Raw genomic sequence first — 25,179 nt, forward strand, 5'->3', positions numbered from 1 at the left:
GAATTTGAAAGGAAAGCAAAATGAGTATTAAGGATTATTTATTACAAAGTGACACACCAACAAATAAATGACTTACAAAAGACAATAATAAAGAAGTTATTAGATCAATTTCTCCAAAAATTGCAGATGTTGAAAATTTAACAGCTGAAGAAGAATTAACAATGAAAAAGTTAATTGATTTTGTCGTTGCTAGTCAAGATAAAGAATTTAACTATGAAGGAAAAGCAGATTATTTAAGACCAGCTGTTGGTTTAGCAGCTCCTCAGATTGGAGTTAATAAAGATATGTTCTATATCCGCTTTAATTTACCTGATAACAAAATTGAAGAATACGCAATGATTAATACAGAATATATTGCTAAATCTGCTAGACTTGCTGCTCTAGAAGAAGGCGAAGGTTGTTTAAGTGTTGATGAAGACAAACAAGGAATTGTGCCTAGATCATGAATTATTTCTGTTAAAGGTTATGATTGATTAAAAAAAGAATGAATTGAATTGAAATTGAAGGATTATCGTTCAATTGTTTTTCAACATGAGATGGATCACAATATTGGTAAATTATACTATGACCATATTAATAAAGATGAGCCTGAGTTCATTGGTGAAGATTGAGTTATGCTTTAATTTGTGATATTATCAATTTAACAAAAAGCAAAATGCATATTTTAAAAGCAAAATATTTATATTTTTAATTTAATAATAAAAACTTAATAAGTTAAGCATAAATTGTTTTTTATGTATGTTTATTTTATAAAAATGGAGGAAAAATGGAAAAGGAAATAATAATTTCAACAAATCAAATTCTTGAAAAAGAAGATTTTGAACCTTTTGTTTTTAAACAAAAAGAAGTTCAAAGAAAATATATTAAAACAGAATCTCCAACTAAAGTATTTGCTTTAGGGGGACTTGAAGAAATTGGTAAGAATACTTACTGTATAGAACATGAAAATGAAATCATAATGATTGATGCTGGGGTAAAATTCCCAGATGATTCAATGTTAGGAATTAATGCAGTTATTCCTGATTACTCTTACTTAAAAGAAAATGAGAAAAAAATTAAAGCTCTATTTATTACTCATGGACATGAAGACCACATTGGTGGAATTCACTACTTAGTGAAACAAGTTAATATTCCTGTTATTTATGCACCAGAATTAGCTGCTGCATTAATTAGAGACAGATTAAAAGAACACAAACTAACTGATAAAACAATTGTTAAAGAATATGTTGCAGATGATGTTTGAGCAACAAAAAACTTACGTGTAAGTTATGCTGCTTTAAACCACTCAATTCCAGATGCGTTTGGAATTTTAGTTGAAACTCCAAATGGAAACATTTTCTCTACAGGAGATTATAAATTTGACTGATCACCTTTAGGACACTTTGCTGAGTTAAGTAAATTAGCAAGTATGGGTGATAAAGGGATTGAACTTTTAATGGCTGATTCAACAAATGCAGAAGTTGAAGGTTATACACCTGGTGAAAAAGGGATTATGGAGAACATTGATAAATTGTTCTTAAAAGCTAAAGGAAGAATCTTTATTACAACTTTTGCTTCTAACGTTCACCGTATTCAACAAATTGTTGAACTAGCAAACAAATATGATAAAAAAGTTGTGATCTTAGGTAGATCGATTGAAAGAATTATTAAAATAATTCGCCAAATGGGTCACTTAAAAATTAATGACAAAATGTTTATTAAAGCAAACGATATTGAAAAGTACCCTGCAAACAAAATAATGATTATCTCTACAGGTAGTCAAGGTGAGCCAATGGCTGCATTATCAAGAATTGCAACAAATAGACACCAATCTATTTCAATCATTCCTGGTGATACTGTAATATTCTCTTCATCACCAATTCCTGGAAATAGAGCTGATGTTGAAATTTTAATTAATAGATTAACACGTATTGGTGCTAATGTGATTGAATCATCACTATCAAATAGAATTCATACTTCAGGGCATGCAAGTCAAGAAGAACAAAAACTGTTATTTACACTATTAAGACCTAACTACTTTATGCCAATGCATGGAGAATTCAGAATGTTAAAAAAACATATTGAAACAGCTGAATCAGTTAACTTAGAATCAGGTCATGGATTTGTAATGGCAAATGGTGATCAATTAGAATTACTACAAGGTAAAGCAAGTATTGGAAAGCGTATTGATGCTGATGCAATCTATGTTGATGGTAAAGACATGACAGCACATGCTTCAAATATTATTAGAGAACGTGACATATTAAGTAAAGATGGATTGATTTCAGTTGTTGTATCAATTGATTCTCAAACTAATAAATTATTATGTACACCAAGAATTATTTCACGTGGAAGTTTTTATGTAAAAGATTCAGGAAATATTATTAGCGAAGCTATTACAATTGTTACTGAATCTATTAATGAAGTTTTAAATTCATCTAAACCAACTTTTGGAGCAATTAAAAAAGCGATCAAACAATCACTTTCTCCTTATATCTTTAAAACAAAGCGTAGAAACCCTTTAATTATTCCTGTTATATTAAACAAAAAATAGGAGTGTCAAAGTATAAACATACTTAAATAGTAAGTATTAAATAAAATATTAGAAAAGATGCTAATCACATCTTTTTTTATAATTTATTATCTTTTTTAAGAATATTTTTTAAACATTTATTTTAATTTTTCATTTTCTTCCTTTATTATTGGTATTAATAAAATAGATAATCAAATAATGTTAACTAATGGTACTGAAAATACTAAATTAAAAATTACTTTTAATTACTTTTTATTAATTAATTTATTTTTAAATAATTAGAAGTATTAATAAAACTATTGAATAATAAAATCCAGAACTTAATTGTTGTTCATTATCAGAAATAATTATGAATAATAAAACAATGCTTAAAATTAATCAAAAAGTTATAAAAAATCTAAAAAACAAGTTGCAACAATATAAATTTTAATTTTATCATTGTTGTTATAGTTAGTGTCCATATTATTTATTTGAATTAAACCTATAATGCTTGGGATCAATAATAAAAAATATACTACACTTCAAAACATTTAATTAACCTTTTTTTCTAAATACTTACTTATAGTAACAAAATTGGTCTTGAAGCAGATCAGTTGCCGATTGTTCTACCCTGTATAAGTTTTTATTATTAATTTATTATTTACATTTTAAATCTAAAATAAGAAACTTACAACACTAAGAAATTTACAACACTTTTAAAGTGGCTTTAAAAATCTTAATTTAAATTCTTAATATACTTTTAAGTGTAAAAAGTTTATAATTAATCTAATAAAAAAGAAAGGAATTTTATTAAAATATGGATACATATAGAAATTATGGTAGAAGTTATATTCCTAGAGGATTTATAACTTTTGCTCAAATACTTGGAACAATGATAACTGGAATTATATTAGTGATTACAATTTATTTCTTATTAACTGATGGTTTTATTAAAGAAAAACCTACATTAAGCGCTTTAATAATTGGAATTGAAGTTTACTTCTTATGAAAATCAATTTATTCAGCTTATGTAATTATTACTTATTTAAAAACTGCATCAGATGAAGAAGTTATTGCTAATAGATATATTCTTGCAGTACTTAGTGTTGGAGTTGGAGGAATTATTACACCTTTTATTTTAACTTCAATGCCAAACATCGAAACTGAATCTTCATTAAACCCTAGAGCTTTCTTAGCAAAAAACTTAGGATTTACAATGTTATTTGGATTTACATTATTTTTAGTAACATTTATTTCAATTTCATTATCATCAGGAATAACATTTAATGAATTAATTGATACAAAAAGTGATTTTGGTTTAATTGGATTCTTATCAATAACTTTAGGTATTGTAGGATTGTTAATTGGAATCTTAGGATATGGATTATTTGCAAGAAGCAATGCTTCAGAATTAATGAAAGAAAAAAATCTACAAGGTTATGTAATGCAAGTTGTTGGAGTAATCTTTACAATTATTTCTACTGTAGAATTAGTATTCTTAATTATGATGTCAATTGTTAGATTGATCGGAGTTATCTTCCAATCATTTGCATGCATGAATCGTTATGATGGCTTCTTTAAAGTATTTGCTATCTTATTTGCATTCTCAAGAATTGGATTTGAAATCTGATATGTTACTTGAGTTGTTGCAATGTATTCAAGAATTATTTCAGGTTTATGATCAAAAGAACAAGTTGTTAGAATTAATAACTTTGAAAAAGTTGATGATATTCGTGTTCAAGAACAAAATGCAAAATAAATTAAGATGTTCGCTCACCACAAACACAAATAGCATTTATTTTTTTCTTCTTTTAATTCAATGTTAGCTTTTAAAAAGTCTGAATAACCTTTATCTAAAGATGCACTAGCATGAACACCTTTATGTAACGGAATAACTAATGTTTTACAACTATTTAATAATTCTTCTAATTTTGTTGATAAATATTATCCAATGTTTCAACTTCATAAATGTTATTTAAATCTTTTGCCATTATTTTATTTCCTTTTTAGCTTTTTAAAGCGCTGCATCATACATAAGTTTAGCTTCTTCATCAATATAATCATTTGAATGTTGACCATCTTTAAGAAATGATTAAGCATAACCACCAAACCCTACGATTATAGTAGCTACAAATGTTATACCACAAAATACAAGTTCAGTTATACCCTTGGTTTTTCTAGCTTGATCAATAATAGTAACACTCCCATTACTATCTCAATCGTATGATTTTGCACTAAAAAATTTATCATTCCAAATACAAATAATAGGCAAAAAGCTATTATGAATGCAAATCCCAATATTATTCATGGTCAAAATTTTTTATTTACAATTTTAGAACATCCCATATGATTTGAAAATGTTTTTCTGCCTGTTGCTACATAACCAAAATTAGAATCATTTGGAAAGTAAAATGCTCCACTTGATATTTGACCACTACTGCTTAATTTATATGGTTTAATCACTTGTTTAAAAAAACTACAACTTTTCATGAAAACCTACTTATGAATTAATCATATTTTACAATTTTCATGCAATTATTTTTATAAAACAAAAAATACTTTTCTAATTTTAATATAATTAACTTATAAACATTTTCGGGGCAAGGTGTAATTCCTTACCGATGGTAATAGTCCATGAGCTTTCAATAGTTGATTCAGTGAAATTCTGAAACCGACGGTATAGTCCGGATGGGAGAAAATGTCAGCAAGATAAACATTAAACTGTTTACATTTTTTTGCTGTGCGCCCCGCTTATTTAGAAGCGGTTTTTTATTGCAAGGAGGTTAATTTAATGGATAAAAAATATAGGCTTTGAAACTATAAATATGATTTCGCTGAAATTAACCTTAAGAATTGAAAAGAAGTATTTAAAGATACCTTTAAATTAAATATTAGAAAGATTGCACTTCTTTCAATGCTATTTGCAATTGAGATCATTATGACTATTATTTCAAAAGTTATTATGGGAATTGCAATTCCAATGATTGTTGGTGTATATACAATTGAAATATCTTTCTTTGTGATTCTAATCATCTATTTATGCTCAAACTACATATACGCCTCAATTCTTTCAATTTCAGCTATTTGGTTTAGATTACTACTAGGAAGCGAGCCAATCGGTTTATTATCAATGATGATATCAGATATGTTCTTCTTAACTATCTTCGCTATTGTTTTATTTATCTTAAAGAAATTTATCTTATTCAAATTTAATTTTAAAAATCAGATTACAATACTAATTTATTTAATTTGTATTGCTGGTTTAATCTCAATGATTGGATCTGGTTTTATTTCAATGCTATGTAATGATAAATTTATCTTTAATATGTACTATTTACATGATGATGGCAGTGGTTATTGAACTATGCTATTATGAGTTGGATTTGGTGTTACAATCGCTAAATACATAATTAATATATTATTATTTATTTCAACTATTAAAGTCTTATTAATTTTATTAAAACAATCAAGAGCATAAAAAAGGCAGACATTAATGTCTGCTTTTAATTATTTATTTAAATTATTTGTTTTGAATTGCAGCGATTCCAGGTAATTCTTTACCTTCCATGTATTCTAATGAAGCTCCACCACCTGTAGAAATTCATGAGAATTCATCTTTAAATCCTAATTTAATTGCAGCTGCAGCTGAGTCTCCTCCACCAATTAAAGTAAATCCTCCATCAGCTTTGCGTTTTGCAGCAGCTTCACAAACAGCAACTGTACCAGCTTTGAAGTTTTCAAATTCACTAACTCCCATTGGTCCATTTCAAACAACTGTTTTTGCGTTTGCTAATTCTTTTTGATACATTTCAATAGTTTTTGGTCCGATATCTAATCCCATCATTCCTGCAGGTACATTTTCACCACATAATATTGAAGTAACATCAGCATATTCAGGTGCACATAAACTATCAACTGGTAACATAATTTTTCCATTAGATTTTTCTAAGTATTCTTTAGCTAATTCAACTTTATCAGCTTCTAATAATGAGTTACCAATTTCTAATCCCATTGCTTTGTGAAATGTATATGTCATACCTCCACCGATTAAGATTTTGTCAACTTTGCTTAATAAGTTATCAATAACACCAATTTTATCTGAAACTTTTGCTCCACCTAAAATAGCAACAAATGGTCTTTCAGGTGCATCAATTCCTTTACCTAACATTTCAATTTCATTTTGAACTAAGAATCCTAATGCTGATTCTGAAATGTTTGAAGCAATTCCTACGTTTGAAGCATGCGCACGGTGAGCAGTTCCGAATGCATCATTAACAAATACATCTCCAAGACCTGCTCAGTATTTTCCTAACTCAGGATCATTTTTTGATTCTGCTTTAACAAATTCACCATCTTTAACATCTTCAAAACGAGTGTTTTCAAATAATAATACTTGTTTTTCATTTAATGCATTAATAGCTGATTCTAATTCAGTACCTCTTGTTTTGTTTACAAAAATAACCGATTGTCCTAATACTTCTTCTAATCTTTTTGCTACTGGAGCTAATGATTTAGTTTTTTTATCATCTTCACTTTTAATTCTTGATAAGTGTGAAAATAAGATAACTTTTGCATCATTTTCAATTAAGTATTTAATTGTTGGTAATGCTGCTTGAATACGATTATCATCAGTAATAATTCCATCTTTTAATGGAACATTAAAGTCAACACGAACTAAAACTTTTTTACCTTTTACATTAATATCTTTTAATGTTTTTTTCAAATTGTAATTCATTCTATTCTCCTCTTTTTTTCTTTACAATATATATTTTAACTCTTTTATATAAATTATTAAATTTAAAAAAACAAAAAAAATACCCTAAAAGGTATTTCATTTTATTAATTCTTGGAATTATAATCCCATGAAGTAAATTGTTGTTCTTACTAATTGTGAAACATATGATGATTCATTATCATATCATGCACAAACAGTAACTAATTGTTCACCATCAACTTCAGTAATTTTTGTTAATGTTGCATCAAAGATTGAACCAAATGATGATCCAATTGTATCTCCTGAAACGATTGGTTGAGTATTAAATTTAATTGCTTTTGCTAAGTCAGCATCACTTTTAATTCTTGCTTCAACTTTAGCATTGATTTCTTCAACACTTGTTTTTTTGCTTAATTGTAAAGTAACGTCTGTAATTGATCCTGTAATTGTTGGAACACGTAATGCGTATCCATCTAATTTACCTTTTAAGTTTGGTAATACTAATGAAACTGCTTTAGCTGCTCCAGTTGTTGAAGGAACGATGTTTCATGCTGCTGCACGTCCTCTTCTTAAATCACCGTGAGGTAAGTCTAATAATTTTTGGTCGTTTGTTACAGCGTGAACAGTAACCATTTTTCCTTTAACAATACCAAATTCTTCATCAATAATTTTAGCTACTGGTGATAAACAGTTTGTTGTGCATGAAGCTCCTGAAATAATTATGTCATCAGCAGTTAAGTTTTTGTGGTTAACTCCGTAAACGATTGTTTTCATTTCTCCTGTAGCAGGTGCTGAAATAATAACTTTTTTTGCTCCTGCTGTTAAGTGTGCTGATGCTTTTTCTTTATCTGTGTAGAAACCTGTTGATTCGATTACTAAGTCGATTCCTAAATTTCCTCAAGGTAAGTCTGCTGCATTTCTTTCAGCGAAAATTTTAATTTCTTTTCCATTAACAATAATTGAGTTATCAGTGTATGAAATTTTTCCTTCTTGGAATTTTCCTTGTGCTGAGTCAAATTCTAATAAATATGCTAATGTTTTTGTGTCTGTTAAATCGTTAACAGCAACGATATCAACTCCTTGGTTGAATAATTGTCTAAATGTTAAACGTCCTATTCTTCCGAATCCGTTAATTGCAACTTTTTTTGACATATATATTTTTCCTCTCTTGTAATATCTATACATTTATAATTTTACACTCTTAAATAAAAAAGAACAATTTTTTCAAAAAATTCTTTGATAATTTATGTTCTTTTAGAGTGTTCACCTTTTAGTTCGCAAAATGAAGTCAAAGTTAATATTCTTTCTTTCAATCTTGCTACTTTTGTTAATTCAATTTCTTTAATATTTTTTGTTATAGTATAAACTTTGTCTAGTTCATCATTATTAAAATTTGAAGACATAAAAGTTAATTTTTTTCGATTCATTCGATAGTTTAAAACAACATATCATAAATTATCTCTTGTTCAGTTTGAAACCATTTCACCAGCAAAATCATCAATAAATAATATATCTGCTTTTTTCATTTGATCAATGTATGGAATTGATGTACCTGAAGTCTTATTAAATTGTTCTTTACATTTTTCAATTAAATCAGCTGCTGTACAAAAGAAGATTTTTTCATTTCTTTTTGCTGCTTCATTCGCAAGGGTTTTTAGGATTGTTGTTTTACCAATTCCTGGTTTTCCATAAATATAAACACCTTTAATATTTTCACAATTAATTTTTGTTTTATCTTCAATGTATTTTAAAATTTGTTTTCCAGCATTATTAATAAGTAACTTTCTTTCTTGAATTTCTTCTTCGTTAAAAAAGTTTTCTGTTTTCAAAGCATCTAAATAATCTTTAATTGTTTTTGGATAAACATCTACACTAAAGTCCTTATAAATATAATTATTTTTAATCATTTGGTTTTTGTTTTCATATAAGAAATGTACACATGGACTTGAACTTAAATAAAAATTAGAATTTTTGTAAGTTAAATTTAATTGTCTTCCCTTAATTCTTTGACGACAGTCTTTTAAAAAACCTGTTTTACATTCAGTATAATCGGATACAAATTCATATAAAATAATAAAATTTTCTTTTAAAACTTCATCAGTAATTGGATTTGAATTATTAATGCTGTCAGCTATTAATTGAGCAATAATCTTATTATCTTTAAAAATTTGAATATCCATATACTTTACCTACCATTCTATATTTATATTTGTATCCATAACAAACTCATTAACTGCTTTTTTACGAGGTTTGTCTGCTTCTTCAATTTTATTGTCATGTTTTATACTTACATTTTTCAAGTGTGTATAAAGTTCTTTTGTTGTTGTAATACCTTTTGCTTTAATGTTCTCAACTATTTTAACAACATAGTTATAAATAAATTTTTTATTATTCTTTAAATAAGAATAACTAATTAAACAATTTAATATCCCATCTGATAAATTGTACTTTACTTTTAAGCTATTAATAATATCAATAACATTTTGATCGGCTTCAACACCCATGCATTCGTTATAGAATTTTATTCATTCTGTTGAATTAAAGCTATTAATAGTGTTGATATCATCATCTGATAAATAAACTCTTAGAACTTTTTTAAGTTCACTTCTTAAAAACATATTGACTTCTCTATTTAATGAAATTCAATCAATTTGTTTAGATGTTTTTTTATAATTTTCAATCATTAATTTAGCAATGAAATTTATATCAAAATCTTTTTTGACTAATAATGCATCAAGATTGGATTTAACACTTTCATTAAATTCTAGGATAACTCCTTTTTGTAATAAAATTCTTTCCAACTCTTTTAAATCTAAATTTTGATCACATAAATAAACTGCTTTTCTTTCTGTATTAACAACTGATTCTAAATCAACAAAATCAAATTCATTTTCTTCATTATTTTCAAATAAATCCTCAAGTTCATAGTCTAAATCATTAACATTAAATTCTTTATGTTTAAACTGTAAGTGAGCAAGTTCAAAGTTCTCTTCTCCTACTTTTCTTAGTAGTCAAGATTTGATAACTTCATTTTCAAAAAACTGTCTTGGTGAAAGTGGTGAATATAATACGATTGCCATGTTTCCACTTTTTTTAGATTTAAAGCATTTAATTAATTTTAATTTAGTTAGTTTCCCCAAGTTTTTTTTCAGTTGCTTTTCTGATGAAGAAGTCATCAATGCAATTCTTTCTAAACTAAATGGTGATGAGTTTAGCTTTTTACTTCAATTGCTTTCTAATATCAATGTATTATATAAACCAATTGCAGAAGCTCCGATAATAGGTTGGTATAGGTTGAACAATACTTCATGGTCTTCTTTTGCAAGTTCTTTTGTCCAATGAATTAAATATTTACGATTCAATATGCTCATACTTTACCTCCTGAATACAAATATAAATATAAAATAAAAAAACTTAAAATTTTTAATAAATTGCATAGACTTTTTAATAATTTTTTGTAGTGTTTATAAGCAAGGAAAAAACATACATAAAATAGTACGCTTATTTAAAGTTTTCCACATTTCAACAAAAAGTTACTTTTGACATTTTAAACAAATGTAAGTTCCACGACCTGCAACTTGTTTTTTAATGATTTTTGAACCACAAATAAAGCATTCATCATCTTTTCTTAAATGAACATTTAATTCATTTTGAAATTGACCAATTTCTCCATCTCCAGATTTATAACTATGGATTGAAGTCCCTTTCATATCAATTGCTTTTTGAAGTATTTCATTTGAGTATTTAATAATTAACTTAAGTTCTTTATCAGTAAGTGATTTAGTTGATCTTTCAGGGTTTATTTTAGCTGAAAATAAAATTTCATTTGCATAAATATTACCAATTCCACATAAAATACTTTGATCAAGTATAAATGCTTTAATCAACATATTTGATTTTTCTGCTTTTGCTTTTAAGTACTCAAATGGAGGTTGATTATTTAATGGTTCAGGACCAAGCTTATCCATTTTACTTTTTTCTAGGTACTCATCTTTATTTCAAATTTCAATTGTTCCAAATTTTCTTGAATCATAATATTTTAAATACTCACCATCTGATAATTCAAATTGTAATCGTAAATGATTTTTATTATAGATGTTTACTTCTTTAGAAGTAATACTTCATTTACCTTCCATTCTTAAATGACTTATCATTATTTGAGATGCTAATTCGAACATTAAATATTTACCATAATTAGAAACTTTTAAAATCTTTTGATTTTCTGTTTTTTTAATAAAATCTTTAAGTTCATTTCTTCATACCATTTTTTCAAAAAAGCACTCTGTTTTAAGAATTATTTTGTTTACTAAGTTTTTATTTAAAAAATTGGCAACTGTTCGGACTTCTGGTAGTTCAGGCATATAAATCACTCCTTTTTATTTTAGTTCAAATCAATTATTCCCTTTTGATTCGTTAACTTCAAGTTTAATATTAATTTCAGTTTCATCTTTTTTAACTATTTTTGCAAGATCTTTAAATGCAGTTTTCATGTTTGCTTCAATTATTTCTAAAGCAGTTTGCACTTCAGATTCATAAATCTCAAAAATAATTTCATCATGAATTTGAGTAACCATATAACTTTTTAAATTTTGAGTTGCAAAAGCATTTGATATATTAATCATAGCTACTTTTAAAATATCTGCTGCAGTACCTTGAATTGGCATATTAACTGCTATTCTATTTCCAAAGCTTTTAACCATAAAATTAGTTGAAGCTAATTCATTAATTATTCTTTTTCTATTTGCAAAAGTTGAAGCATAGCCTTTTTCCATTGCTTCTTTAATTAAACTATTTTTATATAACATAAGTTTTGGAAAAGAATTATAATATTCTTCAATAAATTGTCTTGCTTCTGGGATTGAGATTTTTAAGTCATTACTTAAACCAAAATCGCTTAAACCATAAATAATTCCAAAGTTAAAAACTTTAGCTATTCTTCTTTGATCACTTGTTATTTCAATATCATCTGCTAGGTTAAATATTTTACGAGCTGCTTCTGTATGAATATCTCTATCTGATCCAAAAATACTTAATAATGTATCTTCATGACCTAATTGAGCTAAAACACGTAATTCAATTTGAGAATAGTCAAAACTATAAAATTTAGTATCTGGATTAGAAATAAATATTTTACGCGCTTCTTTTTGTAAATCATCTTTAACCGAAATATTTTGGATATTAGGCTCAGATGATGAAAGTCTACCTGTATTTGTTAATGTTTGATTAAAGATTGTGTGTACTTTATGATCTGAGAAAATAAATTTTTCAAAACCTCTTAAGTATGTTGAATATAATTTATTTAGTTTTCTGTGTTCTAATAATAAATTTACAACTGGGTGTAAATGAACTATTCTTTCTAATGCTTCACGATCAGTACTTTGTTTTTTATTTGAAGGTAATCCTAATTGATCAAATAATAATTCCTTAATCTGTTTTGGTGATGCAAAGTTGAAACTATCATCAATATAACCTGTAAGAACTACTCGCATCTTTTTTTCAATTTCTTCAATTTTTGAAAGTGTCAGTGCAGTTTGTTTATCTAACTCTAATTTATCAATTAAAATTCCTTTTTGTTCCATTTCAAATAAAACTTTAACAAGTGGTAATTCAATATCTTGATATAATTCAAACTGTTCATTTTCTTTTAAGCTGTTAAGAATTAAATCATATGAAGTTTTTAATACTTCTAACTTGCTAACAATGAATAATGATTTTAATTCTAAATCAATTTCCTTATTTTGCTTAGCACCTTTACCATAAACTAATTCATCTTCGTCTAATAATAAGTCCATTTGAACAATATTAAATAAGTTTTGGATTCTTGAAGTAATATTAGGATTTAAAACATAAGCAGCAACCATAGCATCATAAATAAATGAATCATAATTAAAATTAATCTGTGCATTAGCAAATAAAGTAACAACCTTTTTAATGTCATAAGTTGCTTTTTTAAAATCAGAATTTATTAAAAATGCTTCAAGTTCTGTGTCATCTTTTACAGTATCAAGATAAAAGTATCCTTTTTCGTTCGCAATAGCCAGTCCTATAATTTCACCTTTGTGATAATTTTCTTCAAGTGATTCTACATAAATAAAATTGAACTCTGATGCATAACTATTATCTCATTTAACTAATTGTTGATATTTAATTTTTTCTTTTACTTTTACATCTTCAAGTTTATTTATAACACCAACTCGATTAGTTAATCTTTTTACTAATGAAACCATTTCATATTTTTCTAAAAAATTAATTAATCCATTTAAGTTAACATTGATTCGATCAAATTTTAATTCTTCCATTTCAACATCACAATTAATAGTTGCAATTTCTTTACATAAAAATGCAGACTCTTTACCATTAATTAATTTTTCTTGTAACTTACCTGAAATAGCATCAATGTTTTCATAAATGCCTTCAACAGTTATAAATTCTTTTAAAAGTTTGATAGCTGTTTTTTTTCCAACACCTTCAACACCTTTTAAATTATCTGATGGATCTCCCATTAAACCTTTTAAGTCCACAACATGTTTTGGTGCTACTTCTCATTTAGTCATTAATTCTGCTTCACCAAATAACTCTAAATCCGAAGTTCCTAATTTTGGTAATAATATTTTTGTTTTATCAGTAATTAATTGAAACATATCTTTATCACTTGTTAGAATTTCAACTTCAAAACCATTACAATGATTTTCAATAATTCTGGCCATTGTTCCAATCAAATCATCTGCTTCATAATTTTCTTTTTCACATCAAGTAATATTTGCTGAATCTAAAAACTCTCTAACAATTTGAAATTGAGGGATTAATTCTTCAGGTGTTGCTGATCTACCTGCTTTATAGTTTTCTAATTTATCATGTCTAAAAGTTTTTTTAGATTTATCAAATGCGACTTTTACATCATGATAGTCTCGATCACTAACTAAGCTTGTTAGCATGTTAGCAAATGAGTAGACTGCATTTGTTGGTATTCCGTTACTTGTTTTTAAGATTACACCTGAATATGCACTTGCATAATAAGCTCTAAAAAGTAATGAATTTCCATCAACTAGTAAAATCTTTTTCATATTTCCCTCTTTTCTAATTTAAATTGGTTTAACTATTGTTTCTAGTATACCAGTTATTCTATTTTTATAAGTTTGTGTTTTAATTTTTAAAATGTAATTTTTATTTGCTACTAAATCATATTGTAAATTATCAAAGTTTGAAGCAAACACAGTTAAATCTATTGACTCAGTGTCATCAAACACAGTTACAAATGCCATATTATTTTTATTTTTATCTTTGATAACTCTAATTCCTGAAATTTGACCAATAATATTTACTTCATTCATATTACCTATTAATTTAATAATATCAATAGGTTTAAAATATGCATTCTCATTTTTAAGTTTAGTAATTGGATTTGCTGATATATAAAACCCAAATACTTCTTTTTCATAATTAGATTCAACTTCTTCATTTAATTGTTCTTCAAACAAGTTTTCAATTTTAGTTTGTTTGTCTAAACTTATATTTTCATTAAAAGCAGTCATGGCACTAAAAATAAAATCTCTATTTGCAACCATTGTTGACTTATTATAACCAAAACAATCAAAGCTTCCAGCTTTTGCTAATAAATTATAATTTGATTCATTTAAACCTTTATTTTTCATGTAGTAGAAGAATTTATTTAAATCTTCAAATAAATCTTCATGTTCATTATAAAGTTTATTTAGTGTAGTAGTAAACTCTTTTCAAATTCCTTTTATCAATGTTAAAGGCATATAAATTCTATTTTCAGAACTTATGTAATTAGAATTCATGTATTTTACTGATGGTTTAATTACTTGAATTCCAAATTGTTTTACTTCTTTAATGTATTTACTTGTTTTGCTTTGGTTACCCATCACACCATTTAATAAAGCTGTATAAAATTCTGCAGTATAATGTGCTTTAAATCATGCTAATCAATATCCAATGTAAGAATAAGCGATCGCGTGTGACTTGTTAAATCCATATTTTGCAAATTTCTCAATTCAATTTCAAATTGCTGTTGCTTTTTCCTTTGAGTAATTATTAGCAATTGCATTATTAATAAATTCATCTTTAACTTGCATCATATATTCAATTTGTTTTTTACCCATTGCACGTCTAACAATGTCAGCTTTTCCTAATGAGAAATTCCCTACTAACTGAAGTATTTGCATAACTTGTTCTTGATATACAATAACTCCATATGTTGGTAGTAAAATGTCAGCAAGACTTCGATCAACCAATGATACTTTTCTTCTGTTTTTATTATGAATATATTCTGGAATCATTTCTTGAGGACCAGGTCTATATAATGATGAAGCAGCTGAGATATCATTAATACTATTAACTTTCATATCAATAATTAAATTAGTCATTCCTTGCGATTCAAGTTGAAAAATTCCAGTTGTGTTACCTTGTCTTAAAATTTCAAATGTTTTTGCATCATGAATATCAATTTTTGAAAGACTAAGATCTTTTTTATAATTTTGTTTAATAAGATCCATAATTTCTTTTATTGTTGTTAAATTTCTTAACCCTAATAAATCCATTTTAATTAAACCGATTTCTTCAAGATAGTTCATATCAAATTGAGTTTGATAAATTCCATTTAAGCCTTGTCTAATTGGTAAAACTGTTCTTAAATCCACATCACTAATGATAATCCCAGCAGCATGTGTTCCAGTTTGTCTAGGACAACCAATTAGTTTTTCTGTTAAATTAAAGATATCTTTGAATTCTGGTTTTTCGCTATATTCACGAATAAGTTTTTGTGTTTTGATAATTTCATCAAAATCTAAATAATCATCAGTTAATGATTTTGTTATTAAATTAACTTTATCAAGATCAACTTCATAAATTCTACAAGCATCCCTAAATGCAGATTTAAAACCAATTGTTTGATAGGTAACAATTGTTGCAACATTGTATCTTCCATATTTTTCAAATAAGTATTCAATTACTTCATCTCTTCGATTATCTTGAAAGTCAATATCAATATCTGGCATAGTTATACGTTCAGGATTTAAGAATCTTTCAAATAGTAAGTTATATTCAATTGGATCAATAGTTGTTATTCGTAATAAAAATGAAACTAAACTACTTGCAGCACTACCTCTTCCAGGCCCAACGATGATATCATTCTTTTTAGCAAATGAAACATAATCATGAACAATTAAGAAATAGTCAGCAAAACCTGTTTTTTCAATAACACTTAACTCTGTATTTAAACGATCTAAATACTCTGATGTGACAGGTTGATTTTTAATTTTAGTTAAATAATGTTTTAAACCAGCTAAGCATTTTTGTTTTAAATAAGAAAAACTTGGCATATTGTATGGTGCAGAAAATTTAGCCATGTGCTTTTCATTATTTTCAAAGATATCTAATTCAACTTTTGATTTAATTAATTCAGTTACTTTTAAAGTATCAGGAAAAACTTCAAGAATGTCATCTGCATAAGGATATGATTCATCGATTTTATAAAGATTTTCAGCTTCTTTAATATTGATGCCATTTTTTAAAGCAAAAACACCTCTGTAATGTTGTTGTTCATTATCAGAGATATATCTAATTGTATTAAAAAACAATTTTATTTGATTTGTATTTAAAACTTCAGCATCATTAAAATAGTCTTTGCTTTTTTCTAAATTTGTAATTAAAAAACAATTGTGATTAACGCGACTTTTAATCAATTCAAGTGTTTGATCATCATTTAATTTTGTTTCATCATTTAGTTCTGATGAAATGAAACAAATGTCTTTATATCCTTTTTGGTTTTTTGAAATTAATGTTATGATTTTTCCACTTTCTAATTCAATAGACAAACCAATTATTGGTTTAATATTTTCTTTAGAAGCTTTTTTGTAAAATTCTGCTACCCCATACATAGTTTTGTTTTCACAATAAAATAAATATTCAAAACCTTCTTTTTTAGCAAAAGAAATATAATCATTAATTTTAATTAATGACTCTTGAAAATTATAAACACTACGCACATTTATTAAGGGTATAAAATTTGACATTAATCCTCCTTTATAATTTCTTCTACAAAATCTCCGTTATTAAAAACAAATTTTTGAATTTTATTTTCCATTGTATAATCTAATAATTCATTTCATAAAATTGCATTTTCTTGTTGTTCTGCCATTCATCTTTTTGGTTTTGTTACTGGTTGTTTAGGAACAAATAATGAACAAGCATCATCAAATGGTAAGATTGATGTTTCATAAGATTCAATAAATTTTGAAATAGTTATGATTTCTTCTTTATCATAAGTTAATACTGGTCTTAGGATTGGTAAATTACTTGTTGTATTAATAACATCAATACTTTGAATTGTTTGAGAAGCAACTTGTCCAAGGCTTTCACCGGTTATTAAAGCTTCATGTCCATTTGACTTAGCTAATAAGTTAGCAATTCGCATAAACATTCTACGCATGATTGTAATTTTGTAACTTTCTTCTGGCATATGTTGTAGTTCATGTAATAACATTGAAAAATCACAAACATATAAATTAAATTTTTTTGAATTATATTTTGAAACAATTTTTGCTAATTTAAAAACTTTATCTAATGCTTCAGGTGAAGTATGAGGTGGAGTCATGAAGTGAATAAAATCAACATGCATCCCTCTTTTCATTGTTAAGAAAGAAGCAACTGGTGAATCAATTCCTCCACTTAATAATGAAAGTCCTTTTCCACTAACACCAACTGGTAATCCTTTTAATCCTTCAATTTTTTTTGAAAAAATTTGGATTCCATCTTTTTTAACTAAAACTTCAATTTTTAAATCAGGATTATGTACATCAACAATAAGATTATCAACTGCTCTTAAAACCATTGGTGCTAAAGCTAATTTCAATTCAGCACTAGTCATTGGAAAACTTTTATCTTTTCTTGTAATTTCTAATTTAAATCTTTTAAATTCAGAGTTCTTTGCAATTTCAATTACTTTCTTACCAATTTCTTCTAAATCTTTTACAAGTTTATCAATAACAGATAAAGAATATATCCCAAACACTGTTTTTAGTTCATTCAAAACTTGATCTAGAATTGTATCTTCAACATCAATAACTAGTGAATTATTATCTTTTATGAACTTTAATTTAGATTGATCAAATTGCTTTAACTTGAATTTAATATTATCTAAAAGTTTACTAATAAACATATGTTTATTATTCCCTTTTAATGTTAGTTCACCATATCTTACTAATATACTTTTCATTTTTCCCTGATTTCTATTTTAGCTAACTGCTATATTTTGTGAATTTAAGTGATTTAAAATTGCAACATTGTCTTTTAAACAAGTTTCATAGTTTTCTTCTTTTAATCTTGCAAGTGATACACTTATTTTTTCATCAATTAATTTAATTCCACCAAATCGATTTAAATACGAAAGACTCATTTCAGCTAGTTTAGCTAAATAAATAGTTGAAGCCATATCATTTCTTAACATTGCAAAATTAATAATTTCTGAATCTAAATAATCAATCATTGCGTTATAGTTCTGTCTATTAAAAAATATTTTTGGATCAGCTTTTAATTGTTTTTCTGATCAAGTAAGTTTTTTAAATCCATTGTTAATTTCTTCTTGGAATGTTTTTAAAACCGACACAGTAGCATTTTTTGCAATCATTACTTCCATTATTGCTAATATCTTTTTAAGGCTCATATTTCTTGATTCAATTTCATTTAAAATGTCTTCTTCTGTTGTTAGTTCAGATCTTATAACTCTTAACTTTTCAAAAGAAACAAATATTTTTGAAAGTAGATCAGTTAGTATTCCACCTTGTTTTGTGTAATTAAGTTTTTGCACTGATGTTTTACTGTTCTCAAATTCAACCAATAAATTGTTATATCTTTTTTGATGTTCTTTAACTATTTGTTCAACAGACAAAATTTTACTTTTAATTGAATTAATATTATTAACACTTCCAAATGCTTCATTTAAGTTCATTACATCTTTAATTGATACTATTTCATTTCATAAAGCTGAAAAAGAATTAGTAATTTTTTTTTCACTATTGTTAATAAATTCTTTAATTAACATTTCATATTTCATGTTTGTTTCAAAACTTTTGATTTGTAATAAAAGATTTTCTGAAATTTCGTATGCTCTTTCAATATTTAATGAATATATATTTCTTTTAATACTTGTAACCATATTTGTGTATAAACAATACAATGAATTAAATTGAGAAGTTTTATTTAGTTTTTCTAATTCATTACTTGTTAAATTTTGTAAAATTGAACTTTCAATTTCTTTTAGTTTATTTTCTAATTGTTGATCAACTAGGTAAATAATTTTTTCACTATCATCAATAATTCTAATTAATTTAGCAATTATTTCATATGCCTCTTTTAAGCCTGAAATTGCCTGATTGTATTTAGCTCTCTTAATATCCATGCTTGCTGATTCAATTAATAATCTTAAATTGTTTACATAAGTCGCATTTAAAGCATTAGGGCTTCAAACAACATTTGCTGTATCATTGGTTGTTTTTATTAATGAAAGTACATTGTTTGTTTTTTCAATTACATTAATATATCAATCTCTTGCAACATTCTGCATTTCTAAAATTGTTTCAATATTTTTAATTGTTTCAGTATTATCAGTTAATAAACTAAAAGCATCATCACAAATTCTTTTTGCTTTCATGTAATTTTTTAACGTTGGTTTTGGTCTATAGCTATTTTGATTAAACATCTCTGCTGTTTCTGTTGTTAATTTCACAAATCTTTCTGCAAAAATATTGTAGTAGTTTCTTAATAAAATTAAAAATGTTGCTTCTAGATTTTTGTTATCTCTATTTTGTAAAGAAACTCTATAAACAATAATGATCTTTTTGATTAATGGCGATGCATCAACAAATGTTAAGTATTTTGAACTTTCATAAGTATACTCAACAATTTTTTTGTAAAGTATCAGTGTAACTAATGTTCCAATTAATCCTAAAATAGAAATAATAACTAAAACAATACATACTGCTAACAATGCTGTTGGCTTACTTGATAAAGCTGAGAATAAATTCATAAAATCACCACATTTCTACTATATATAATTATAACAAATATATTTTACACATTTGAATTGAAAACTGTGTTGTTTTTATATATAATATTAAAGTTATTGTTTATATTCTGCGGATGAATATTTATTAAAAACTGTTTATTGTAATTAAAGTAGTAACTCTTTGCAGTAAGAGCGAATTGATAAACTGGTTAGTAAGGAATTCATTAAAGACTATTTTTAATAACGCTATTTTAAAAAGGAGATAACGTATGTCAAGATATACAGGATCAACATTTAAAAAAGCAAGAAGATATGGTTTCTCAATTCTTGAGAATGGTAAAGAATTTAGCAAAGGTAAAAAAAGAGTAACAACTCCAGGTCAACATGGTAAAGACAAAGCTCGTTTAAAAATGAGTGGATACGGTGCTCAATTACAAGAAAAACAAAAAGTTAAATTCATGTATGGAATGACTGAAAGACAATTTAGAAATACATTTGCAAAAGCTAAAAAAGTTCACGGTGGAATTTTAGGGACAAACTTCCTAGTATTATTAGAATCAAGATTAGACAACATCGTTTTCCGTCTTGGATTCGCAATGACTAGACAAGCTGCTCGTCAATTAGTTAACCACGGACACATTTTAGTAAATGGTAAAAAAATTGATATTCCATCATACCAAGTAAAACCAGGAGATCAAATTGAAGTTAAAGAAGCTATGAAGAAAAACGATAAAATTGCTGAAGCATTACAAAACAATGAATCAACAGTTGAATTTGTTAAAGTAGACAAAGCTAACTTAAAAGGACAATTTGTAAGATTACCTGAACGTCAAGAATTAAATCTAGAAATCAACGATGCTTTAATTGTTGAATGATACAACCGTTTAATTAAATAATAATTAAACTTAAAAACACCAACTACGTTGGTGTTTTTTTATTTAACATTAATATATATAAAACTCATCCGTAAATAAGTTACTTTTGTTTTGAGAGAAAAAATAAAATGTAAATTTGATAATAAAAGTATATATAAATGAAAAAGATTTAAAAACTGCTATTAGCAGTTTTTATGCGGGGGGATAAATTACTTATCCCCTATTTTTATTATAATGTATTTCTTCCAAATTTTAAACACATTTATGGAATATTTTTATTTAATTTTTAATAAATAATACTTTTTCTTACCTTTTTTAACAATAATTTTGTCATTTTGAATAGTTTTGATTTCAGAAATAGCCATATTTTCATCATTTATAATGATGTCATTAAATGAAATTGCATTTGATCCAATAAATTCTCTTGCTTCTCTTTTAGAAGTTGCGGCATTAACACTTATGATTGCATCAATAGCTAATGTTGATTTTTCTAGTTCTACTGTTGGGATTGATTTAATTGCTAATTCTAATAATTCAGCATCTAAAGATAAGATATCTCCTGCAAAAAATGCTTCAGTTAATTTAATTGCTTTATTTAATTCTTTTTCACCATGTACAAATTTTGTAACTTCTTCAGCTAATCTTTTTTGCATAATTCTTAAATGAGGTGTTTGTTTATGTTTTGCCTCTAAAGTATTAATTTCTTCTTCAGTTAAGAAAGTTAAATATTTAAGCATTTTTACGCAATCATTATCATCTTGATTAATTCAGAATTGGTAGAAATCATAAACACTTGTTTTATTAGCATCTAATCAAACAGCACCTGATTCAGTTTTACCAAATTTTTTACCATCTGATTTTGTTAATAAAGGAATTGTAAAACCTGCTGCTTCAGTATTTGCTGATCCAACTCTTGTTGAAATATAATCTGTTCCACTTGTAATGTTTCCTCATTGATCACTTCCACCAATTTGAACTTTACAATTGTGATTTATGTATAAGTTATAAAAATCGTATGCTTGCAACATTGTGTATGAAAATTCAGTTACTGAAAGTCCTGTACTAATTCTTGTTGCAATTGAATCTTTATTTAATAAATAACTAATATTAAAGTCTTTCCCTACGTCTCTTAAAAAATCAATAAGTGACATTTTTCCTAATCAATCGGCATTATTTGCAAATGTAACATCTGAAATTATTTTTAATAATTGATTTTGAATTGCATTAGCATGATATTTCACTTGTTCATCAGTTTGTAATTTTCTTTCATCAGCTTTGAATGAAGGATCACCAATCATTCCAGTTCCTCCACCAATTAAACCAATTGCTTGGAATCCAGCGTTATCAAATCTTTTTAAAGTCACTATTATCATTAAATGACCAACATGTAATGAATCAGCAGTTGGATCAAAACCACAATAAACAGCTGCACCATTTTTTTGTGCTTTTAATAATCTTTCTTCATTAGTGATTTGTTTAACTAAACCACGTCATTTTAATTCTTTTATTATATTCATATAATCTCCTTTATTTTATTTGTTTTAAACGGTCTGATAATATATTTTTTCTTCCAAATTTTGCTTGTTCTTTACCGTTTATTAAAACTGCATCACCTGTAAAGTTGTTATCTATTTTTGCTAAGTACCCACCAACTCCATATATATCAACTGGAGTATTACTTGCTTCAAATTCTTTAATTTTTTCTTCTGTTAAACCTGATGAAATAATTATTTTCACGTGGCTATGTCCAGCTTCATCTAATGCTTTTCTAACTTCTTTAATTAAATACTTATTAACTCCATATAAATTAGCATCTTTTGGATAGTTATCTTTATGTTCTTCTAAGTATTTGTCAATTAGATTTCCAGAAGTATCAATTCTTATTGCTCATAATTTTTCTTTAAAATGATTTGCTACTTTAACTGCATCTTTTACACAATCATTGTTATAGTCAATTAGTGATAATAAATTATTGTTTGGGAAATTTGTGTAAAATGCTTCTGTCGCTTTAATGATATCACCATCAAAGGCTTGAATTAGAGCGTGTGGCATGGTTCCTGAAGGTTTAGCTATACTTTTATCGTCAATTAACTCAATTGATGCCTCAGTTACAAATAATTTGATTCCCCCAATTCATGATGAATATCCATCATTTGGTAAAGTTAGATATGAATCGGCACGATCCATCATATTAAGAACAGGTTTATTATTTGCCGCTTTTACAATTTTTCTTGAATTAGTTGCTACACACGAATTTCTAGCTAATATTCCGTCAATCATACCTTCAAGTCAACCAAAACTTGAATATTTACCTTCAATTTTTAAAACAGGTTCTAAAGCTTTAATTTCGTCTCCATCTTTTAATGCTCATATTTTAAGATTTTGATAATCTTTACATGCAAATTCTAATAATTGTAATACCTCACTCATTCCAGAAAGTAATACGTTATTTTGTCTTTGAAAAAATTGCATTGTTACAGTTGAGTTTGGTAATTCATTTGTGATTATTTGTTTTGTTTTTTTAAAGTAGTCAGCAATATAATAGCCATCTTTAATTCTTTTATCAAAATTTATTTTTTTCATAATTAACCTTGAAAAGCTTTTCCAATTTGATTTTGATATTCATCAGGTAATTCAATAATTCCTTCATTGTTAAAAGCGTTACTTTCTAATTGTAGTTCTTTTGCACTACATAGCATACCTTCAGAATCAAATCCTCTTAATTTCCCTTTAGTTATTTGCATTCCATTTGGCATTCAAGAACCATCTATTGCAACAACAACATAAATAGCTTTTCTTGCATTTTTTGCTCCACATACTATTTTTAAAATTTCAGAGTTAATGCTTACTTCACAAGCGCTTAAATGTGTGTCAGGTATTTTTTCACATTTAGTAATTTTCCCAATTAAAAATTGAGGAACATTTTCTAAGCTTACAATGTCTTTTAATTCACTGCTAATATACTCATAAATTTGTGGGCTATTAAAAATATAATTTTTATCAATTTCAATTTTTACATCAAAAATATTGATTGCTACAATATCATTTTCGTTTTTTAATATAACTACATTATTTACTGTTTTTGATGTTGTAATTGGCTTATTATTCAAAGTTAACATCAAGCAATTAAATTGCTTATTAAAAAACACTCCAAATTTAGTACGCATACATCTACCTCTATTTTAATAATTTTATTAATATTATATAATTAAGTTATTAAAAAAGCACTACAGGAGGTTAGATTATGAAAATAGCTATTTTAACTGACTCATCATTTGATGGGAATTTAAAAAGCTTTAAGGACTTATACCAAGTTCCTTTATTAATTGTTGAAGAAGATGGTACGACACATTTTAGTGATGACAAGTTAGATGATAACTTTTTTTATGACTTATTAGATAAGCAAATTTTAAAGACTGCACAAACAACACCAGGTGAAATGCTAAAAGTTTGAGACAAACTTTTAACTGATTATGATCAAATCATTTTTTTACCTTTATCAAAAGGATTAAGTGGACAATTTAACACATATAGAATCTTAAGTGAAACTGAAGAAGAATACAAAGGTAAAGTTTTTGTTTGTGATACTAATGGTGTAAGTATTGTAAATCAAGAATTTGTTAAAAAAGTTGCCTTTTGAATTGCTCAAAATAAAAAAGGATTTGAAATAATGGAATTAATCACAAAAGCTAATGAAGATTTTGTTGGTTACATTATTCCTAAATCTTTAGATACATTAAAACGTGGTGGAAGAATTAGTCCTACAGCTGCTAGTCTAGCAAAAATGCTAAAAATAGTTCCTATCTTAAGATATGATGGAAAAATTGATAAAGAAGCAACAGCAAGAACTTTTAAAAAAGCCGTTGCTGAAGCATTAGATTTAATCAAGAAAAATGCCAAGGGCGTTAAGGTTGTTGATATTTCTTACTCAAGAATGGAACCTGAAACATTAGCTGAAATTGTGAAGTTAATCGAAGAAAAGGGCTTTGCAATTAATTTAAAAAGTCAAATTACACCTGTAATTGCAGCACATACTGGAAAAGAAACATTAGCAATTACAGCATGGAAAAAATAG

Annotated in this window: 19 protein-coding genes and 2 riboswitches; of the genes, 6 read left to right on the forward strand and 13 right to left on the reverse strand. The window is 26.4% G+C overall.

Features of this window, described 5'->3' with window-relative positions; all coding sequences use genetic code 4:
- Positions 1-20 precede the first annotated feature (20 nt).
- From def to EMELA_RS03770, 3 genes are all read left to right on the forward strand, one after another.
- Positions 21-623 carry a peptide deformylase gene (def, locus tag EMELA_RS03755; protein WP_034971201.1) on the forward strand — a complete coding sequence of 201 codons (603 nt, stop codon included), beginning with the start codon at positions 21-23 and terminating at the stop codon, positions 621-623.
- 143 nt (positions 624-766) lie between these two features.
- Entirely contained in the window at positions 767-2,533 is a 1,767-nt protein-coding gene (locus tag EMELA_RS03760) for a ribonuclease J (RefSeq protein ID WP_100608980.1), read from the forward strand.
- Between the two features lie 536 nt (positions 2,534-3,069).
- Positions 3,070-3,132: riboswitch (nucleoside riboswitch) on the reverse strand.
- A 176-nt stretch (positions 3,133-3,308) separates the two neighbouring features.
- Complete coding sequence (locus EMELA_RS03770) at positions 3,309-4,250, forward strand: hypothetical protein (RefSeq protein WP_028124359.1); 942 nt, start codon at positions 3,309-3,311, stop codon at positions 4,248-4,250.
- 401 nt (positions 4,251-4,651) lie between these two features.
- Here the strand turns inward: EMELA_RS03770 and EMELA_RS03775 are convergent, their stop codons facing one another.
- A complete protein-coding gene (locus EMELA_RS03775) occupies positions 4,652-4,981 on the reverse strand; it encodes a hypothetical protein (RefSeq protein ID WP_028124360.1) in 330 nt (109 codons plus the stop codon).
- A 97-nt stretch (positions 4,982-5,078) separates the two neighbouring features.
- Positions 5,079-5,195, forward strand: a riboswitch (FMN riboswitch).
- Positions 5,196-5,282: 87 nt separating this feature from the next.
- Between EMELA_RS03775 and EMELA_RS03780 the strand changes: the two genes are divergently transcribed.
- Positions 5,283-5,969: an ECF transporter S component gene (locus EMELA_RS03780; RefSeq protein ID WP_028124361.1), complete on the forward strand. Its 687-nt coding sequence runs from the start codon at positions 5,283-5,285 to the stop codon at positions 5,967-5,969.
- 42 nt (positions 5,970-6,011) lie between these two features.
- On the opposite strand, the gene EMELA_RS03785 is transcribed toward EMELA_RS03780, so the two are convergent.
- From EMELA_RS03785 to EMELA_RS03825, 9 genes are all read right to left on the reverse strand, one after another.
- Positions 6,012-7,226 carry a phosphoglycerate kinase gene (locus EMELA_RS03785; RefSeq protein WP_028124362.1) on the reverse strand — a complete coding sequence of 405 codons (1,215 nt, stop codon included), beginning with the start codon at positions 7,224-7,226 and terminating at the stop codon, positions 6,012-6,014.
- A 117-nt stretch (positions 7,227-7,343) separates the two neighbouring features.
- Positions 7,344-8,357, reverse strand: coding sequence for a type I glyceraldehyde-3-phosphate dehydrogenase (gene gap, locus EMELA_RS03790; RefSeq protein WP_028124363.1), 1,014 nt, complete (start codon positions 8,355-8,357; stop codon positions 7,344-7,346).
- Positions 8,358-8,449: 92 nt separating this feature from the next.
- Positions 8,450-9,385 carry an ATP-binding protein gene (locus EMELA_RS03795; RefSeq protein WP_028124364.1) on the reverse strand — a complete coding sequence of 312 codons (936 nt, stop codon included), beginning with the start codon at positions 9,383-9,385 and terminating at the stop codon, positions 8,450-8,452.
- A gap of 9 nt (positions 9,386-9,394) precedes the next feature.
- On the reverse strand, positions 9,395-10,576 hold the full coding sequence (locus EMELA_RS03800) for a DnaD domain protein (protein ID WP_028124365.1): 1,182 nt from the start codon (positions 10,574-10,576) through the stop codon (positions 9,395-9,397).
- Positions 10,577-10,738: 162 nt separating this feature from the next.
- Positions 10,739-11,566 carry a DNA-formamidopyrimidine glycosylase gene (gene mutM / locus EMELA_RS03805; protein ID WP_028124366.1) on the reverse strand — a complete coding sequence of 276 codons (828 nt, stop codon included), beginning with the start codon at positions 11,564-11,566 and terminating at the stop codon, positions 10,739-10,741.
- A gap of 15 nt (positions 11,567-11,581) precedes the next feature.
- On the reverse strand, positions 11,582-14,269 hold the full coding sequence (gene polA, locus EMELA_RS03810) for a DNA polymerase I (RefSeq protein WP_028124367.1): 2,688 nt from the start codon (positions 14,267-14,269) through the stop codon (positions 11,582-11,584).
- A gap of 18 nt (positions 14,270-14,287) precedes the next feature.
- Complete coding sequence (dnaE, locus tag EMELA_RS03815; RefSeq protein ID WP_034971203.1) at positions 14,288-17,239, reverse strand: DNA polymerase III subunit alpha; 2,952 nt, start codon at positions 17,237-17,239, stop codon at positions 14,288-14,290.
- Positions 17,239-18,441 carry a tRNA uracil 4-sulfurtransferase ThiI gene (gene thiI, locus EMELA_RS03820; RefSeq protein WP_028124369.1) on the reverse strand — a complete coding sequence of 401 codons (1,203 nt, stop codon included), beginning with the start codon at positions 18,439-18,441 and terminating at the stop codon, positions 17,239-17,241. Before thiI ends, dnaE begins: the two co-directional genes overlap by 1 nt.
- A gap of 18 nt (positions 18,442-18,459) precedes the next feature.
- Entirely contained in the window at positions 18,460-20,250 is a 1,791-nt protein-coding gene (locus EMELA_RS03825; RefSeq protein WP_028124370.1) for a hypothetical protein, read from the reverse strand.
- Between the two features lie 248 nt (positions 20,251-20,498).
- Between EMELA_RS03825 and rpsD the strand changes: the two genes are divergently transcribed.
- A complete protein-coding gene (gene rpsD, locus EMELA_RS03830; protein ID WP_028124371.1) occupies positions 20,499-21,125 on the forward strand; it encodes a 30S ribosomal protein S4 in 627 nt (208 codons plus the stop codon).
- A 254-nt stretch (positions 21,126-21,379) separates the two neighbouring features.
- On the opposite strand, the gene tyrS is transcribed toward rpsD, so the two are convergent.
- Genes tyrS through ytpR form a run of 3 tightly spaced genes read right to left on the reverse strand, consistent with a single transcriptional unit; the run spans position 21,380 to position 24,271 of the window.
- On the reverse strand, positions 21,380-22,621 hold the full coding sequence (gene tyrS / locus EMELA_RS03835; protein ID WP_028124372.1) for a tyrosine--tRNA ligase: 1,242 nt from the start codon (positions 22,619-22,621) through the stop codon (positions 21,380-21,382).
- A gap of 10 nt (positions 22,622-22,631) precedes the next feature.
- The gene (locus EMELA_RS03840) at positions 22,632-23,687 is read right to left on the reverse strand and encodes a nicotinate phosphoribosyltransferase (protein ID WP_028124373.1); all 1,056 of its coding nucleotides are present in this window, start codon (positions 23,685-23,687) and stop codon (positions 22,632-22,634) included.
- A gap of 2 nt (positions 23,688-23,689) precedes the next feature.
- Positions 23,690-24,271, reverse strand: a complete 582-nt coding sequence (gene ytpR / locus EMELA_RS03845; protein WP_028124374.1) for a YtpR family tRNA-binding protein — start codon at positions 24,269-24,271, stop codon at positions 23,690-23,692.
- A gap of 77 nt (positions 24,272-24,348) precedes the next feature.
- Between ytpR and EMELA_RS03850 the strand changes: the two genes are divergently transcribed.
- Positions 24,349-25,179 carry a DegV family protein gene (locus tag EMELA_RS03850; protein WP_028124375.1) on the forward strand — a complete coding sequence of 277 codons (831 nt, stop codon included), beginning with the start codon at positions 24,349-24,351 and terminating at the stop codon, positions 25,177-25,179.

The sequence above is a fragment of the Mesoplasma melaleucae genome, assembly GCF_002804105.1.
GTDB classification, from domain to species: Bacteria; Bacillota_I; Bacilli_A; order Mycoplasmatales; family Mycoplasmataceae; genus Mesoplasma; species Mesoplasma melaleucae.